The organism is Bradyrhizobium hereditatis (assembly GCF_020329435.1).
In the GTDB taxonomy this organism is placed as follows: Bacteria; Pseudomonadota; Alphaproteobacteria; order Rhizobiales; family Xanthobacteraceae; genus Bradyrhizobium; species Bradyrhizobium hereditatis.
The window spans coordinates 332,113-348,610 of record NZ_JAGKJK010000004.1; the positions used below are offsets into that span (position 1 = coordinate 332,113).

At 62.7% G+C, this 16,498-nt stretch carries 14 protein-coding genes; 9 read left to right on the plus strand and 5 right to left on the minus strand.

Annotated features, from left to right (window positions below; translation table 11 throughout):
• Nucleotides 1-55 precede the first annotated feature (55 nt).
• The 3 genes from J6524_RS11840 to J6524_RS11850 form a co-directional block, all read right to left on the minus strand.
• Nucleotides 56-1,672 carry a phosphoenolpyruvate carboxykinase gene (locus tag J6524_RS11840; RefSeq protein ID WP_225670641.1) on the minus strand — a complete coding sequence of 539 codons (1,617 nt, stop codon included), beginning with the start codon at nucleotides 1,670-1,672 and terminating at the stop codon, nucleotides 56-58.
• A 287-nt stretch (nucleotides 1,673-1,959) separates the two neighbouring features.
• On the minus strand, nucleotides 1,960-4,560 hold the full coding sequence (locus J6524_RS11845) for a CHAT domain-containing tetratricopeptide repeat protein (RefSeq protein ID WP_225670643.1): 2,601 nt from the start codon (nucleotides 4,558-4,560) through the stop codon (nucleotides 1,960-1,962).
• Between the two features lie 95 nt (nucleotides 4,561-4,655).
• Complete coding sequence (locus tag J6524_RS11850) at nucleotides 4,656-5,390, minus strand: HugZ family pyridoxamine 5'-phosphate oxidase (protein ID WP_225670645.1); 735 nt, start codon at nucleotides 5,388-5,390, stop codon at nucleotides 4,656-4,658.
• A 217-nt stretch (nucleotides 5,391-5,607) separates the two neighbouring features.
• Between J6524_RS11850 and J6524_RS11855 the strand changes: the two genes are divergently transcribed.
• The 5 genes from J6524_RS11855 (at nucleotide 5,608) to J6524_RS11875 (ending at nucleotide 9,601) form a co-directional block, all read left to right on the plus strand.
• Nucleotides 5,608-6,309 (plus strand): response regulator transcription factor, encoded by a 702-nt coding sequence (locus J6524_RS11855; protein WP_027541437.1) that lies wholly within the window; start codon nucleotides 5,608-5,610, stop codon nucleotides 6,307-6,309.
• A gap of 97 nt (nucleotides 6,310-6,406) precedes the next feature.
• Entirely contained in the window at nucleotides 6,407-8,224 is a 1,818-nt protein-coding gene (locus J6524_RS11860) for a sensor histidine kinase (protein ID WP_283843300.1), read from the plus strand.
• The gene (locus J6524_RS11865; RefSeq protein ID WP_225670647.1) at nucleotides 8,221-8,742 is read left to right on the plus strand and encodes an HPr kinase/phosphorylase; all 522 of its coding nucleotides are present in this window, start codon (nucleotides 8,221-8,223) and stop codon (nucleotides 8,740-8,742) included. Before J6524_RS11860 ends, J6524_RS11865 begins: the two co-directional genes overlap by 4 nt.
• Nucleotides 8,743-8,876: 134 nt before the next feature.
• Complete coding sequence (locus tag J6524_RS11870; protein WP_024339151.1) at nucleotides 8,877-9,278, plus strand: PTS sugar transporter subunit IIA; 402 nt, start codon at nucleotides 8,877-8,879, stop codon at nucleotides 9,276-9,278.
• Nucleotides 9,275-9,601 (plus strand): HPr family phosphocarrier protein, encoded by a 327-nt coding sequence (locus tag J6524_RS11875; protein ID WP_225670649.1) that lies wholly within the window; start codon nucleotides 9,275-9,277, stop codon nucleotides 9,599-9,601. The genes J6524_RS11870 and J6524_RS11875 overlap by 4 nt, the downstream gene beginning before the upstream one ends.
• Before the next feature lie 148 nt (nucleotides 9,602-9,749).
• Here J6524_RS11875 and J6524_RS11880 read toward each other — a convergent pair whose 3' ends face one another.
• Both J6524_RS11880 and J6524_RS11885 read right to left on the minus strand, forming a co-directional pair.
• A complete protein-coding gene (locus J6524_RS11880) occupies nucleotides 9,750-10,547 on the minus strand; it encodes an SDR family NAD(P)-dependent oxidoreductase (RefSeq protein WP_225670651.1) in 798 nt (265 codons plus the stop codon).
• A 29-nt stretch (nucleotides 10,548-10,576) separates the two neighbouring features.
• On the minus strand, nucleotides 10,577-12,187 hold the full coding sequence (locus tag J6524_RS11885; protein ID WP_225670653.1) for a glycosyltransferase family 39 protein: 1,611 nt from the start codon (nucleotides 12,185-12,187) through the stop codon (nucleotides 10,577-10,579).
• Between the two features lie 115 nt (nucleotides 12,188-12,302).
• Here J6524_RS11885 and lepA point away from each other — a divergent pair, with 115 nt between their 5' ends.
• The 4 genes from lepA to J6524_RS11905 all read left to right on the plus strand — a co-directional run bounded on the left by lepA (nucleotide 12,303) and on the right by J6524_RS11905 (nucleotide 16,411).
• Nucleotides 12,303-14,114, plus strand: a complete 1,812-nt coding sequence (gene lepA, locus J6524_RS11890) for a translation elongation factor 4 (protein ID WP_225670655.1) — start codon at nucleotides 12,303-12,305, stop codon at nucleotides 14,112-14,114.
• A gap of 447 nt (nucleotides 14,115-14,561) precedes the next feature.
• Nucleotides 14,562-14,750 (plus strand): antitoxin MazE family protein, encoded by a 189-nt coding sequence (locus J6524_RS11895; protein WP_225670657.1) that lies wholly within the window; start codon nucleotides 14,562-14,564, stop codon nucleotides 14,748-14,750.
• The gene (locus J6524_RS11900; RefSeq protein WP_225670659.1) at nucleotides 14,747-15,076 is read left to right on the plus strand and encodes a type II toxin-antitoxin system PemK/MazF family toxin; all 330 of its coding nucleotides are present in this window, start codon (nucleotides 14,747-14,749) and stop codon (nucleotides 15,074-15,076) included. Before J6524_RS11895 ends, J6524_RS11900 begins: the two co-directional genes overlap by 4 nt.
• Nucleotides 15,077-15,175: 99 nt before the next feature.
• Nucleotides 15,176-16,411, plus strand: coding sequence for an MFS transporter (locus J6524_RS11905; RefSeq protein WP_225670661.1), 1,236 nt, complete (start codon nucleotides 15,176-15,178; stop codon nucleotides 16,409-16,411).
• Nucleotides 16,412-16,498 lie beyond the last annotated feature (87 nt).

Genomic DNA, 16,498 nt, shown 5'->3' on the forward strand with positions numbered 1-16,498 from the left:
GCGGCCCTGCGGCCGCCCTCGTCGTTCTCGAATGGTCCCTCGTTCGACCGCGCGGTCACTCCGCCGCAAGCTTGGTGTCGGGCGCAGCGGCGCGAACTTCGGCGTCGACCTGGGCTTCGAACTTGGCGAAGTTCTTTTGGAACATCCCGACCAGGCTACGCGCGGTCTTGTCGAACTCGGCCTTGTCTTTCCAGGTGTTGACCGGATTGAGGATCTCGCTCGGCACGCCCGGCAGCGCGGTCGGCACGGCGAAGCCGAAATACTTGTCGGTGCGGAATTCGACATTGCGCAGTGAGCCGTCGAGCGCAGCAGTGAGCAGCGCGCGCGTCACCTTGATCGGCATACGGCTGCCGACGCCGTATTTGCCACCGGTCCAGCCGGTGTTGACCAGCCAGCAGTCGACATTGTGCTTGGCGATCAGCTCACGCAGCATGTTGCCGTAGACGGAAGGATCGAGCGGCAGAAACGGCGAGCCGAAGCAGGTGGAGAATTCCGGTTGCGGCTCGTTGCCGAGACCGCGCTCGGTGCCGGCGACCTTGGCGGTGTAACCGGACAGGAAGTGATACATCGCCTGGGCCGGCGAGAGCTTGGCAATCGGCGGCAATACGCCGAAGGCATCGGCCGCGAGCATCACGACGTTCTTCGGCTGGCCGGCGCGGCCGGTGCGCGAAGCATTCGGAATGAAGTCGAGCGGATAGGCCGAACGGGTGTTTTCGGTCTTCGAACCGTCGTCGAAGTCAGGCACGCGGGTGTCTTCGTCGAGCACGACGTTCTCGAGCACGGCCCCGAAGCGGTTGCTGGCATCGAAGATCTGCGGCTCAGCTTCCTTCGACAGTTTGATGCACTTGGCATAGCAGCCGCCTTCGAAATTGAAGACGCCGTCATTGCCCCAGCCATGCTCGTCGTCGCCGATCAGCGTGCGGTTCGGATCGGCCGACAGCGTGGTCTTGCCGGTGCCGGACAGGCCGAAGAAGATCGCGGTATCGCCCTTCGGCCCGACATTGGCCGAGCAGTGCATCGGCAGCACGCCCTTGGCGGGCAGGTAGTAGTTCAGCGTGGTGAAGACCGACTTCTTCATCTCGCCGGCATAATAAGACCCGCCGATCAGGACGATCTTGCGGGCGAAATCGATCGCGACGACGTTCTCCGAGCGCACGCCGTGACGTTTCGGATCGGCGCGGAAACTCGGCAGGTCGATGATGGTGAGCTCGGGCACAAAGTCGCGCAGCGCCGAAGCCTCGGGACGGATCAAGAGCGTGCGGATGAACAGCGAGTGCCAGGCGAGCTCGGTGAAGACTCGGGTCTTGATCTGGAAATTCGGATCGGCGCCGCCATAGAGGTCCTGCGCATACAGCGTCATGCCTTCGGCATGCTTGAGGAAGTCGGCGTAGAGCGCCGAGAACTGATCTGAGGTGATCGACTGATTACCGCCCCACCACATGTTCTTGTCGGTGGTCGCGTCGCGGACCGTGAACTTGTCCTTCGGGCTGCGGCCGGTGAACTCACCGGTATCCGCACACAATGCGCCGTCTGCTGATAGGACGGCTTCGCCCGCCGCGAGTGAATATTGATAGAGCTGGGGTGCGCCGAGATTCCAGTGCACCGTCTTGAGATTCTTTAAGCCGAATTTGTCGGCGCCGAAGGCGCCGTTGCGTATACCCGTCTCTTGCACGAAGACTCCTCCTCGAACCCGCGTTACTCGAATCGCGCGTACATCGCTTGACGCGCTCTGTCGCGGTGACCCCTGAATATAGCCTTCCGGCTTCGGTCCGGCGACCTAATACTGATGAACGCCCGGCTTGCCAAGCCGATCCCGGCGATTTGGCTTATTCAAGCGCGTGTGGTTGATCTGCATCAATCGCTTGCTGCGCCGCTTTGCCTCGATTTGGCGCTTTGGTTGCGCGACCATTTGCATTGCATACAATGGCTGACCGAATGTTGCGCCGCACAACCAAAAATTCAGCGCGCGGCGCCCTCGCCGATCAGTGCAAACGGCCCCCAGAATGCCGGATAGGCATTGCGCGGCGAGGACGTGTCGTTGAGGTAAGCCAGCATGGCCTGACGCAGCGCCTCGGCGCGGCCGAGCCTGGGATTGGCGTTCAACCGGTCGAAAGTCGAGATCGCAAGCCGTGTGGCCGCCTCCGAGCTAACCGCCCAATGCGACACCAGAAGCGCCCGCGCTCCGGCATAGAAGAATGAGCGCGCCAAGCCGGACAGCGCTTCGGCGCCGGGCTTATCGCCGGCAATCGTGTTGCAGGCTGACAGCACCACCCAGTCAGCATTGAGCTTCAACTGCGCGACTTCGCTTGCGGTAAGCAGGCCATCGTCGAATTCCGACGGCTGTTTCGGAATGCTGAGCGCCAGCGACGGTTCGGCGAGCCCCTTCACGTCGCCGGCGACGAGACCGTGGGTGGCGAAATAGACGATGCCGTAATCGGCAAGTGGGATGCGCTTGAGGGTGGTTTCGCTGGCGTCCTCGCCGAGATGAATATCGGAGGCCGCAACACCGAGGTTCTTGCCAATCGCGTTGAGTTCATCGGCGGTATCAGGCAATTGCGGCAAGACATCCGAAAGCCGCGCGCGATCGACCCCTGCGCCTTGCCAGAAATCGGTGTAGGCGCCGGTCGCGAGGCTGCGTGCAGCCGTCCGCGTCGCACGATTGCCGTCACCCGGCTTCACCGCCGGATTGAAAAGAGGATCGCCAAAACCGGTCATCGGTTTTGTGCTTTGCTCCCTTCGCGCGGCCAATGCCCGCAGCGCTTTCAGGCTCGCGGCCGACGGTAGGATCGAGACTGCCTGACGTTTCAACAGCCAGGCCGCATCGCGATAACCTTCGAAGGTTTCCGGAATCGCCGCCGCCGGTTTTTCGGTCACCAGCAGATGGAACGGCAGCGCCGTCAGCGCGCCTGAGCTGGCTACCAGAAGCGACGGCTTGTCCTTGATCAGCGCTTCGACCGGCGCAAGCAGCATTCCGTACATTTCATGCGCAAGCGCCAGATCGAACAGCCCGGATTTTCCGGAGGCATCGCTCGCCTTGCCGAGGTCGAGCCCACGACGGAAGGTGGCGATCTTCTGCGACAATGTTTCCGCGCCGCGGGGAATCGGCTTCCAGTCAAAGCTGTCGCGGGTGATCGCAATGACGTAGCTTTCCACCTCGGTCACCGCGAACTGCACCATCGCCTCGTTTTCCGACAGCAGCGACTGAATTTCCTTCACCGTCATCGGCGAGGGGTTGGACAGCGCAGCGTAGCCGGGAAATTCCGCCGACAAGGTCTTTTGCAGCGATGCCCGCTCGGTCGAAATCGCGGCGAGGCGCGTACGGGCGCGCTGCTCGGAAGCGGCATCGCGCTTCGAGCGCTCCTTCGAGACCGCTGATACGATCGACTTGTCCAGCGCTTCCGCCTCGCTGGCGAGATCCTGATCCCGGCGCACCAGTTCGGCCAGGCGATCGCTTCCCGCGGCGAGCCGCACCGCCAGCTTGTTGACGGCTGAAGCCGCCGCGGACTGCGTGCCGCGCTGGATCACGTTGAGCATGTCGTTCACGGCCTCTTCGCGCGGCATCAATTGCTGGCGCTCGGCGTCCGCGAGTACCGGCAGGGCAGCGCGGGGTTGTGCGCGTCCGTTTCCGATCAGCCGCTCTACCAGCGGCAGCGCATCGCCGGGACGGCCGGAGGCTTGATAAAATGCTGCGAGATTGTTGGTCGAATTCGCGGTGTCCGGATGATCGGCGCCAACGGCGTGTTGACGGATCGCCAGCGCTCGCTCGAACAGCGGCTGCGCTTCGGCATAACGGCCCTGCCGCTCATAGAGATCGGCGAGATTGTTCAACGAGCGCGCCACATCGGGATGCTCGCGCCCCAAGACTTTTTCGCGGATTGCCAGCGACCGCTTGATCAGCGGCTCGGCTTCACCATAGCGGCGTTGGACCTTTCCGACCTGGCCGAGATTGTTCAGAAGCGTGGCGACCGCCGGATGCTCCGGGCCTGCCGCCTTCTCGTAGATCGCCAGCGCGCGTTTGAACAATGGCTCGGAATCGCCATGGCGGCCGAGCTTCTCGTAGTGCGTCGCCAAATTGTTGAGGGATTGCCCGAGATCAGGATGGCCTGACGGCAGGGATCTTTCGCGGACGACCAGCGCGCGCTTGAACAATGGTTCTGCGTCGGCATGTCGCTGCTGCCGTTGATACAGCGATGCGAGATTGGTCAACGTAGCCGCGACTTCGGGCGAGTCGGCTCCAACCGTTCTCTCCAGGATCACGATCGCGCGCTTGTACAGCGGCTCGGCTTCACTATCCCTGCCGTGATTGGCGTAGGCATAGCCCAGATTGCTCAGCGCTGAGCCGACATCGCGATGCGCCGGACCATGCTTTTTCTCGAGGCTTTCGACCTGCCGCTCCGCGAGCGCGACGGCTTCGGCATATTTTCCGGCGCGGCCAAGATCTCTGATTTTGACGCTGAGCGCGGCGGCATCGCCTTTTTGCGCCAGTGACGGCGCTGAGAAGCACGTGCCGGACAACAGCGCCAGGCACGCTGAAAAAATCAATCGGTTGTGGGATTTCATGCGGGCTTTCGCTGTCACCTTAGCGGGCTTTGATTAGGTCGCAGCAACTTCCGCGCCCGTTCAAAACCGCAATCGGCGACATGCGTTAATCCTCGTCAGCCCTTGGCCCGCGCCTCGCCCGCCAGCCGCACCAGCATCTTGCGCAAGCCCGAGGCGTCAGTGACGCGCTCCGGGAAATCCAGCCTCAACGTCGCGCTCCCGGCCTGCATGTCCATGCCGTCGGGGTCGCAGCCGGTACAGCGCCAATCGGCGGATTCTGCGCCCAGCAGCCTCGTCGCATAGAGGTTCATCGCCTCGCGATGATCCTCGTTCATATGCTCGATGGCGCCTTGCTCGGCTTCCAGCAGATCTGCAGCATCGCCGATCTCGGTCAGAAATTGCTCGGGCTTGAGGTCGATGATGCGGCCGAATCCTGCAACCAGATGCAAGCCGGAGGGCGCGATTCGAAAGAACGAGAAATCCTTGAAATCCACGAAGGCTTCCGCAGACGGATGAGCGTTGAGATAGCGCCGGCGCAGGATGTTTGCGCCCTCACCCGTTGCCTCTTCGGCTCGGCCCGCCAACATGATTCGCGCGCCCTCCAGGGGATCACCGGCGGCGCGCTCATCCAGCATCAGCGAAACCCTGCTGTCGGCGAGAATATTCTTTGTATGCAGCGCCAACCGCGAAAGCAGGAGAATTGGCGCGGCATCGGCATGGCTGGCGACGTTCACGAGCGAGCAGTAGGGGTCGCCACTTTCGGGCATAAGCGTGGCCAATGCGCCCTGGCGGCTACGCCTCAGGAGCGAGCGGGCAAGTTTGGAAGCATCAAAATCTGCGGTCGGCTGCATGGTTCCTTCCGAGCCATCTTATTGCAAAAAAGGGGGTTTTCTCCGCCAGACAGGGTGCTATATGGGGACGGCGCCTTTCCTTGGGGGCGTTTTGCGGAACTCGGTCACACTTCAGCCCAGCTTGCATTGCTCGTTGACCGTGTACGAAGCCCATTTATGCGGCGTCTGGCTGAAGTGCCCGCCGTTTAAGCCACTCTTAATTCGAAAGCAGAGGCTCATGCCCACAATCGCCCTGGTCGATGATGACCGCAACATTCTCACTTCCGTGTCGATCGCGCTCGAAGCAGAAGGCTATCGCATCATGACCTACACGGATGGTGCCTCGGCGCTGGACGGCTTCCGCACCTCGCCGCCGGATCTCGCGATCCTCGATATCAAGATGCCGCGCATGGACGGCATGGAAACGCTACGCCGGCTGCGGCAGAAATCCGATCTGCCGGTGATCTTCCTGACTTCCAAGGATGAAGAGATCGACGAATTGTTCGGCCTCAAGATGGGCGCGGACGACTTCATCCGCAAGCCATTTTCGCAGCGCCTCTTGGTCGAGCGCGTCAAGGCCGTGCTCCGCCGCGGGCAGCCGAAGGATCCGACCGCTGTGCCGAAGGAGCCGGATGCACGTGCCCTCGACCGCGGCCTGTTGCGGATGGATCCCGAGCGTCACACCTGCACCTGGAAGAACGAGCCTGTGACGCTGACGGTAACGGAATTTCTGATCCTGCAGGCGCTGGCCACGCGGCCCGGTGTAGTGAAGAGCCGCAACGCGCTGATGGACGCGGCCTATGACGATCAGGTCTATGTCGACGACCGTACCATCGACAGCCACATCAAGCGGCTGCGCAAGAAGTTCAAGGTGGTCGACGACGATTTCGAGATGATCGAGACGCTGTACGGCGTCGGCTATCGTTTCAAGGAAGCCTGATCTGCGTTTTTCGGGCGGACGTGCCGACTGACACATCCGCCCGTTCGGCGTAGAAGCGTGGACTAGAAACGGCGCATCACAACCGACGGCTCAGCCATTGCTAGATCGAACGCAGTCCGACACTACCCTGAACCACGAGGATACGTCCGAGCTCCTCGAACAGGATCGCGTTGCCGAGGAAAATGCGGGCGAGAAGGGCTGGCGACGGCCGCTCGGCTGGCTGCGCCGCGCCGGCCAATTCTTCTTCGCGCTCTCCTTCTCCAGTCTCACGCGCCGCATCGTTTCGCTCAATCTGGCGGGTCTCGTCGCGCTGGTGGCGAGCATTCTCTATCTCTCGCAATTCCGCGCCGGCCTGATCGATGCACGCGCGCAGAGCCTTCTGGTGCAGGCCGAAATCATTGCCGGCGCGATTGCCGCATCCGCCACCGTTGAAACGAACACCATCACCATCGATCCAGACCGGCTGCTCGACCTGAAGCCCGGCGAGAGCTACGGCGCGCCGGACGAATCCTCGGGGCTGGATTTTCCGATCAATCCGGAACGCGTCGCGCCGGTGCTGCGGCGGCTGATCTCGCCGACCAAGACGCGCGCGCGCATCTATGGCGGCGACGGCGGCATGATCCTCGACAGCCGCAGTCTCTACGGCCGCGGCGACGTCATGCGTTTCGAACTGCCGCCGCCGTCCACCGAAAAGCCGGGCTTTCTCGAGCGCGCCACAATCTCGATCCGCACCTGGCTCAATCGCGGTGACCTGCCGCTCTATCGCGAACTCGGCCCCGAGAACGGCAAGGGCTATCAGGAGATCGTACAGGCGCTCGACGGCGTCAAAAGCAGTATGGTGCGCGTCAACGATCGCGGCGAGGTGATCGTCTCGGTCGCGGTGCCGGTGCAGCGTTTCCGCGCCGTGCATGGCGCGCTGATGCTCTCGACACAGGGCGACGATATCGACCAGATGGTGACCGCCGAGCGATTGGCGATCTTGAAGGTCGGCGGCGTGGCCTCCGCCGTCATGATCGTGCTGTCGCTGTTGCTCGCGAGCACGATCGCCGGTCCCGTGCGGCGGCTGGCCGACGGCGCCGAGCGCGTCCGCCGCCGCATTCAGACCCGCGTCGAAATTCCCGACTTCACCCGCCGCCGCGACGAGATCGGTCACCTTTCCGGCGCGCTGCGCGACATGACCAATGCGCTTTATAGCCGCATCGAGGCGATCGAGATGTTCGCGGCCGATGTCGCCCATGAACTGAAGAACCCGCTGACCTCGCTGCGCTCGGCGGTGGAAACGCTGCCGCTGGCGCGCAACGACACCAGCCGCGCGCGCCTGCTCGAGGTGATCGAGCACGACGTCAAGCGGCTCGACCGCCTGATCTCGGATATTTCGGACGCCAGCCGCCTCGACGCCGAACTGCAGCGCCAGGACATGGCGCCGGTCGATCTGCGCCGTCTCCTGACGACACTGACCTCGGTCGCTAACGAAACGAGGCTGGGGCATGACGTCGCAGTCGAGGCTCGCTTCGACGGTCGCGGGGCGACCGACACCTTCTCCGTGCCGGGCCACGATTCCCGGCTGGGACAGGTGATCTCCAACCTCCTGTCCAACGCGCAATCCTTCTCCACGCCCGGCGGCAAGGTGCGCGTGAGCTGCCGCCGCGCGCGGTCGGAAATCGAGATCATCGTCGATGACGACGGACCGGGCATCGGCGAGGATGCACTGGAACGGATCTTCGAGCGCTTCTACACCGACCGACCGCATCAGGGCTTTGGCCAGAACTCGGGCCTCGGGCTATCGATCTCCAAACAGATCATCGAAGCGCATAACGGGCGGATCTGGGCGGAAAACCGCCATGGTCCGGTCGGCGCCGACGGCAAGCCTACGGTGGCCGGCGCGCGCTTCGTGGTCCGGCTGCCCGCGCTATGACCGGGAACGCGAGCGTGCACGCCTCCGCCGTGCGCGTGGGCGAGCGCGCCGTGCTGATCCGCGGCCCGTCAGGCGCCGGCAAGTCAAGCCTGGCCTTCAATTTGATTCTCGCCGGACGCGCCGGACAGCTTCCGCCGGCCATTCTGGTCGGCGATGACCGTGTCCATCTAGACACAGTGAGCGGACAATTGTTGGTCCGGCCGGCGCCGGAACTGGCCGGCCTGATCGAGATTCGGGGGCTCGGAATCCGCCGCTGCGAGTTCGTCAATGAGGCGGTAGTGGGATTGATCGTCGATCTGGCGGCCAGCGATGCGGAGCGGCTGCCGCCGCCAGAAGCGCTCGCCATTCGCTTAAACGGTGTTTTGTTACCGCGAATCCCTATTGGGACGGGCTATGACCCCTTTCCCCTGATTGCAGCTGCTCTGACGACAACCGACGGTTCAAGTTCCGTCCAACCATTGGATGATTGTTCGAAGGAGATTGGTAACCATATAAGCCCCAATATCGCCACCGATTAATCCGGCGCAAGCCTCACTTCTTACCGGCAAATTCCGGAACAATAGCCAAGATGCCCTCTTGCGCGGGGCCTCTGGATGGTCAAAGTGGCGCGTTCGTGCGGTGCACCAAAGAAAGCACCCGCGAGGAGTTTCCAATGATTGGTCTAGTGCTTGTGACCCATGGGCGCCTTGCCGACGAGTTCAAGGCGGCGCTTGAGCATGTCATGGGTCCGCAAAAACAAATCGAAGCCATCACGATTGGAGCCGAGGACGACTCTGATCTCTGTCGCAGCGATATCATCGAAGCGGTGAATCGCGTTGACAGCGGCGATGGTGTCGCGATCCTCACGGACATGTTCGGCGGCACCCCGTCCAACCTCGCAATTTCCTGCATGAGCCGCCCCAAGGTGGAAGTGCTCGCAGGTATCAATCTTCCCATGCTGGTTAAGCTTGCCAAGGTGCGCGAAGAGCGCTCGCTTCCCGACGCCATAGCGATGGCGCAGGAAGCCGGTCGCAAATACGTCACCATCGCCAGCCGCGTGCTCGCCGGCAAATGAGCGACGAGGCCGCGCCCGAAAAGGAACTCGGGCCGAGCGTGCCTGCGGGCGCCATTTCGCGGGAACTTCTGATCATCAACAAGCGCGGCCTGCATGCGCGGGCCTCGGCGAAGTTCGTGCAGATGGTCGAAAAGTTCAACGCCGAGGTCTGGGTGACCCGTGGCAACGAGACCGTCGGCGGCACCTCGATCATGGGATTGATGATGCTGGCCGCAGGACCTGGAACCACGGTCACCGTCTCCGCCACTGGTCCCGAAGCGCAGCAAGCGGTCGACGCGATCGCCGCGCTGGTGGCGGACAAGTTCAACGAAGAAGGCGTGTGAACGGCTGAGGGCATTTCTCAGCGCCCGAACTTCAAACCCTCATGGGTGAAGGAGCCGCGCAGCGGCGTCTCGAACCACGAGGCCCCGCTCGAGCCTTTCATCCTTCGAGACGGCGCTTCGCGCCTCCTCAGGATGAGGCCTCAGACCGTCAAAACGGATTTGTAACGATCCCGCCGTCGGCGCGGAGCGCGGCGCCATTGGTGGCGCTGGAGGCCTTTGAGCAGACGTAGCAGATCAGATTGGCGATCTCTTCCGGCTTGGCGTAGCGCTGCAGCAGCGAGGCCGGGCGGCGTTCGCTGAAGGTGCGCGCGACGAGATCCTCGACGCTCGTTCCCATCGTCTTTGCGCGCGCGGCCAGGCGCGCCGGCGCCATCTCGACCCAGGTCGGGCCTGGCATCACCGAATTGACGGTGACGTTGGTGCCTTTGGTGGTCTCCGCCGCGCCACGCGCGATCACAAGCTGCGCCGATTTCGAAAACCCGTAATGCACCATCTCCTTCGGAATGAAGACGCCGGATTCGCTGGAGACGAACACGACGCGGCCCCAGTCCTTGGTGTCGAGCATCCGCTTCAGATAATGCCGCGTCAGCCGCACCCCGCTCATGACGTTGACTTCGAACATCCTTGACCAGTCGGCATCCTCGATCTCGAAAAAGCCCTTCGGGTCGTAGATGCCGAGATTGTTGACGAGGATGTCGACGTCAGGGAATTGCGCGATCAGCGCGGCGCAGCCCGCGGCATTGCCGAGGTCAAACGCCGCCGCATGCACATTGGCCGACGGCGCAGCCTCACTGACTTTCGCTACTGCCTCGCCGACCGTTGCCGTCTCGCGCCCGTTGACGATGACCTCTGCGCCCATCTGCGCAAGACCGATCGCCGTGGCGAGCCCAATGCCGCGCGTCGAGCCGGTGACGAGCGCGGTTTTGCCTGTGAGGTCGAGATCCATGCGCTACCTCCTTTTTCCTTCTGCCGCTGCTATTTGCCCGGCGGCACGATGTAGATGTTCCAGGCCGTCGCGGGACCGGGCATCCCCAGGAAGAATCGCCGCGTGGTCATCATCATGCGCTCGGCATTTGCGGCATGGGCCTTCATCCACGCCTCACATTCTTCGAACTTCCAGTGGCCGGGTTCACAGATGCCGATGAAGCCCGAGCGCTTCGCCTCCTCGAGCGAAGTCAGGCCCGACGACCACGGCTCGTTCGGCGTCAGCGGCGCCGGATGATCGGGGCTATAGAAGGTGACGGGCTGGCCGGTATCGGTATAGGCGGCAACCACAGGCCAGCGCGAATGAAAGCGCGTGTGCCAGGCTTCCGTCAGCCCGCGGGCGAGTTCGGAACGCGCGCGGTAGGTTGCGCCGGCCGTACGCTTTTCGTTGAGCTCATAGGCGACGATCCTTGGCGACGCCGCTAGCACGATGAGCGTAATCACCAGCCAAGTCATCGTCAGGTTCGCCAGCGCGACTTTACGGACCCGCACGGCGGGAATCGCGATCAGCGCGAGCGGCACCAGGAAGAACAGCGGAATGCCCCAGTCGGTCTTGATGTAGACGTGGAACAGCAAGGCGCCGAGCGGCGGGCCGACCGCGACGACCGCCTGGATGATCCAGACATTGATCGCCTGCGAGAGGTTCACGCCGGAATTGGCGCCGCGTGCCAGCGCCGGAAATGGCGCCAGGCGAAACGGCCGCCACATGAGCGCGATCGCTCCGAGGATTACCGGCGCCGCCAGCAGCGCGAGATTGTGCCCGACATAGCGCAGCGCAAGTTCATCGATCATCGCGCGGTCGGTCAGGGAATAGGTATCGCCAGCATAGGTAAAAGGGACGAAATCGACCTGCTTCAGCCACGTTACATGCGGGAGCATCGCGACCGCGAGCACGGCAATCGCCACCCATGGCGCTGGCGAGCGCAGGAACTGCAGCCGGTTGGGGTGGATCAGCGCCGCAAGACCAATGGCGCCGATCATCGTGACGGCCCAGTATTTGGTCATCAGCGCCAGCGCGCCGGCCAGCCCAAGCCAGACGCCGGATCTGACACTGCGCTTCTCGAAGGCGTCGAGATAGGCCAGCACCATCAGCGGCAGCGTCACGAGCTGCAAGAGGTCCGGATTATATTTGAAGCCCTTGAAGTTGAAGATCGGATAGAGCGCGAGCATCACCACGACGAAGAATGCGCGGCGGTGATCGACGACGCGTAGTGCCAGCAGCCAGCAGATCACGAGACCGCAACCCAGCGTCGCCATCGCCAGCGCATAGGTCGCCCAGTCGGCGACCGGAAAGAGCATGAACCAGACGCCGGCGACCCATCCCGACAGCGGCGGGTGCTTGCCGTAACCGAGCAGGAACTTCTGGCCCCAGGCGTAGGCTTCTGCGACGTCCATGTGAACGTCTTGCCCGGTCTTCAAATTGATCAGGATCAGGGTCCACAACACGGCATGAGCCGCGGCAAAGCCGGTCACCAGCCACAGGCCAGGCATCGGGGCCGCCTTGGGACCGCTGGCCTGCGCGGCCAGCCAAGCCGTCAGCCGCCGGATCGATAGGAAACGCTTGCCGCGCGCGGCCGCGGACGGAATGGATGCAGTCGACATGGCACACTCCGTAGCGTGTTTTGGGCACAAGTGGAATCAGCTTGGCGTGAAGAAACCCCCTTGAAATACAGCAAGATGGTTGCCGCACAGGGAAGCGAATGCTATCCCGCGCCCCATGACAAGGACGCCGATTTCCAACATCCGCAACTTCTCCATCGTCGCCCATATCGACCATGGCAAATCGACGCTGGCCGACCGCCTGATCCAGATGACGGGCGGGCTGTCGGATCGCGAAATGGCGGGCAAGGAGCAGGTGCTCGATAACATGGATATCGAGCGCGAGCGCGGCATCACCATCAAGGCGCAGACGGTGCGGCTGAATTACCGCGCCAAGGATGGCAAGGATTACATCTTCAACCTGATGGACACGCCCGGCCATGTCGACTTCGCCTACGAAGTCTCGCGGTCGCTGGCGGCCTGCGAGGGATCGTTGCTGGTGGTCGACGCTAGCCAGGGCGTGGAAGCGCAGACCCTCGCCAACGTCTATCAGGCGCTCGACAACGATCACGAGATCGTGCCCGTTCTCAACAAGGTCGACCTGCCCGCGGCAGAACCCGACAAGGTCAAGCAGCAGATCGAGGACGTGATCGGCATCGACGCTTCCGACGCCGTGATGATCTCCGCCAAGACCGGCCTCGGCGTTCCCGATGTGCTGGAAGCCATTGTCACCCGCCTGCCGTCGCCGAAGGGCGACCGCGATGCGACGCTGAAGGCGCTCCTGGTCGATAGCTGGTACGACGTCTATCTAGGCGTCGTCGTGCTGGTGCGCATTGTCGATGGCGTGATGAAGAAGGGCCAGCGCATCCGCATGATGGGCACCAATGCGGCCTATGACATCGAGCGCGTCGGCTTCTTCACGCCGAAGATGGAGCAGGTTGAGGAACTCGGGCCCGGCGAGATCGGCTTCATCACTGCCGCAATCAAGGAAGTCGCCGATACCCGCGTCGGCGACACCATCACCGATGACAAGAAGCCGGTCTCGGAAATGCTGCCGGGCTTCAAGCCGGCCATTCCGGTGGTGTTCTGCGGCCTGTTCCCGGTCGATGCCGACGATTTCGAAACGCTGCGCGCGGCGATGGGCAAATTGCGGCTGAACGATGCCAGCTTCTCCTTCGAGATGGAAACATCCGCCGCCCTCGGCTTCGGCTTCCGCTGCGGCTTCCTCGGCCTTCTGCATCTCGAGATCATTCAGGAGCGGTTGTCGCGCGAGTTCGATCTTAACCTGATCGCGACGGCGCCGAGCGTGATCTACAAGATGCACCTGACCGACGGCCAGGAGATCGAGATCCACAATCCCGTCGACATGCCTGATGTCGTCAAGATCGCCGATATCGAGGAGCCGTGGATCGAGGCGACGATCCTCACCCCCGACGAATATCTCGGCAGCGTCCTGAAACTTTGCCAGGACCGCCGCGGCTCGCAGAAGGAGCTCACCTATGTCGGCTCCCGCGCGATGGTGAAATACGATCTGCCGCTCAACGAAGTCGTGTTCGATTTCTACGACCGCTTGAAGTCGGTCTCGAAGGGCTACGCCTCTTTCGACTACCATTTGACCGACTATAAGCCGGCGGACCTCGTGAAGATGCAGATCCTCGTCAACGGCGAGCCAGTGGATGCACTGTCGATGCTGGTGCACCGGACCCGCGCGGAAGGGCGCGGCCGCGCCATGGTCGAGAAGATGAAGGAGCTGATCCCGCCGCACATGTTCCAGATCCCGATCCAGGCTGCGATCGGCGGCAAGGTGATCGCCCGCGAAACCGTCCGCGCGCTGCGCAAGGACGTTACCGCCAAATGCTATGGCGGCGACATCACGCGCAAACGCAAGCTTCTGGAGAAGCAGAAGGAAGGCAAGAAGAAGATGCGGCAGTTCGGCAAGGTCGACATTCCACAGGAAGCCTTCATTGCCGCGCTGAAGGTGGATAGCTGAGGCGGACCGCTCCGGACCGCCCTTGGCATGACGTCGGATCCGGCCAAACGCTTCCGGGACCAGCAAGCAAAAACTCGAAAACAACCCCATGCACAGTAGGCAGTGACGCCGGCACCATGTTTTCGTATTTTTGCGAAAACTGTTGATTCGTCGGGCAAATCAGTCGTATGTCGCCATCATTGCCCAAGCCGACCTGCCGGAGGGCATGAGGTGGCTGAAGCTCGCTTAGGCTAAATGCTACAGCGACGACATCACGCGTAAGTGCCCACCATCCCATCCAGGTACAAGTTCGATGGTGGGCACGCGGAGCCTGTCATCGGGCGCGCGTTCGCGCGACCTGTTGGTTTTGCCCACGCTACAGATCTAGAATTTCCAAACGTAACATGTTACGTACGACGTATGGCCTCGACCCCGAAAAAGGCAAAGCCGCGTACCCCGCAGCAGCGCATGGCTGCACGCCGTGCGCGATTGCGCGCGCAGGGACTGCGGCCGGTGCAGCACTGGGTGCCAGATGTACGCAATCCCAAGGTTCGGGCCGATTTGCGCCGGCAAGCGAAGCTAATGGCGCGGCATCCGGAGAACGACACTATCGATGCCTGGAATGAGGCCGCCTACGATTGGAGCGACTGGAAGTGAAGCGCGGCGACGTGGTGCTGGTGGTTGTTCCCAGTGAACTGGGACGACCACGGCCCGGCGTAATCGTGCAAGCCGGCGAGTTCAACAAGGATCTGTCGACCGTCTTTGTCTGCCCGGTTTCATCAGATATTCAGGAAAAATTGTCGCTTCGCCCCGTTATTGAGGTCCAGCCGTCCAACGGACTGCGGCTTCGCTCGCAAGTCATGACCGACAAGATGATCGCGCTGCGGCGCGACAGGATTCGGCAGGTCATTGGCCATATCGATTCAGAAACGTCCGAACAGCTCGATCGTGCGCTGCTGGTCGTACTCGGTTTGGCGCGATAACGCTCAACCCTGCGATGCATTGGCCACCTTGCTCTCTCTCACCAGATAAGCCACCATCATCCCGCGCATACCAACAACACTACACGCGCGAGGAAACGCATGAGCAAGGCCTCCGAATTTTCCTACGGCTGGGTCGTGGTCGCCATAGGCGCGCTGATGACCTGCGTTGCGTTCGGCGCGATGCTGTCGCTCGCGGTGTTCCTGCAGCCGATTTCGGAGGCAATGGGTTGGTCGCGCAGCGGCATCTCGGCGGCGGCTACCATCGATTTTCTCGCGATGGGGTTCGCTGCATTCTTCTGGGGCGCCCTCTCCGACCGCTTCGGCACCCGCATCGTCGTGCTGTCCGGCACGCTTTTGCTTGGCGCCGGCCTGATCGGGGCGAGCCAGGCCACGAGCCTCTGGCAGTTCCAGTTCGCCTTCGGCGTGTTGATCGGGATTGCGGCCGGCAGCTTCTACGCGCCGATGATAGCAGTTGCGAGCGCCTGGATCGAGCGGCAGCGCAGTCTTGCAGTTGCGCTGGTATCGGCCGGCATGGGCGTTTCGCCATTGACGATGGCCCCGTTCGCAAGTTGGCTGATCACGACCTATGACTGGCGAACCGCGATGCTGGTGATCGGCATCGTCGCGCTGGCGCTATTGATCCCGGCTTCTCTGCTGGTGCGACAGCCGCCGGAGCCCTCATCATCCGCTGCCGCACAAGGAGCCGACGCGCCTGACGGGCAATGGACGGTCGCGCAGGCGCTCAGGACGCCGCAATTCGTCACGCTGGCGCTGGCCCATTTCGCCTGCTGCGCGGCGCATTCCGGGCCGATCTTCCACATGGTGAGCTACGCCATGGTCTGCGGCATTGCGCCCTTGACCGCCGTAACCGTCTACAGCCTTGCCGGATTCTCTGGTCTCGGAGGCCGGCTGCTGCTCGGCGTCCTGGCCGATCGCCTAGGCGCCAAGCACGTTCTGGTCGGCGGCCTGTTTGTGCAGGCGTTGTCGATCGCAACCTTTCTCGCGGTCGGCCAGCTTGGCGAGTTCTACGCGCTGTCGGTGATCTTTGGCCTCGCCTATGGCGGCGTGATGCCGCTCTATGCCGTGCTGGTGCGCGAATATTTCGGCGTGCGCATCATGGGCAGCGTGTTCGGCGCCGTCTCCGCCTTCGCCAGTATCGGCATGGCGCTCGGGCCGCTCGCCGGTGGATGGGTGTTCGACACCTTCCACGCCTATCGCTGGCTCTATATCGGCTCCTTCGCGATCGGCATGGCAGCGGTCGCGGTGGCGTTCAGCTTCCCGTCGGCCAAACGGCCGTCGCAGCCCTCGATAGATCTCGGACGGGCGGCGGCGTGAATGGCGGCACATCGCCGCAACCTTGATCGACGATGACGGATAAGTCACCATCGCGGCAAAGCAAAGAACAAGAGCAGGCGGGGAAGC

What these genes read in the sequence shown, in the direction of transcription:
- J6524_RS11885 (WP_225670653.1), bottom strand. Translation starts at nt 12,187, where the DNA reads ATGTCGACTGCATCCATTCCGTCCGCGGCCGCGCGCGGCAAGCGTTTC.
- J6524_RS11855 (WP_027541437.1), top strand. Translation starts at nt 5,608, where the DNA reads ATGCCCACAATCGCCCTGGTCGATGATGACCGCAACATTCTCACTTCC.
- J6524_RS11895 (WP_225670657.1), top strand. Translation starts at nt 14,562, where the DNA reads ATGGCTGCACGCCGTGCGCGATTGCGCGCGCAGGGACTGCGGCCGGTG.
- J6524_RS11865 (WP_225670647.1), top strand. Translation starts at nt 8,221, where the DNA reads ATGACCGGGAACGCGAGCGTGCACGCCTCCGCCGTGCGCGTGGGCGAG.
- J6524_RS11870 (WP_024339151.1), top strand. Translation starts at nt 8,877, where the DNA reads ATGATTGGTCTAGTGCTTGTGACCCATGGGCGCCTTGCCGACGAGTTC.
- lepA (WP_225670655.1), top strand. Translation starts at nt 12,303, where the DNA reads ATGACAAGGACGCCGATTTCCAACATCCGCAACTTCTCCATCGTCGCC.
- J6524_RS11850 (WP_225670645.1), bottom strand. Translation starts at nt 5,390, where the DNA reads ATGCAGCCGACCGCAGATTTTGATGCTTCCAAACTTGCCCGCTCGCTC.
- J6524_RS11875 (WP_225670649.1), top strand. Translation starts at nt 9,275, where the DNA reads ATGAGCGACGAGGCCGCGCCCGAAAAGGAACTCGGGCCGAGCGTGCCT.
- J6524_RS11905 (WP_225670661.1), top strand. Translation starts at nt 15,176, where the DNA reads ATGAGCAAGGCCTCCGAATTTTCCTACGGCTGGGTCGTGGTCGCCATA.
- J6524_RS11880 (WP_225670651.1), bottom strand. Translation starts at nt 10,547, where the DNA reads ATGGATCTCGACCTCACAGGCAAAACCGCGCTCGTCACCGGCTCGACG.
- J6524_RS11845 (WP_225670643.1), bottom strand. Translation starts at nt 4,560, where the DNA reads ATGAAATCCCACAACCGATTGATTTTTTCAGCGTGCCTGGCGCTGTTG.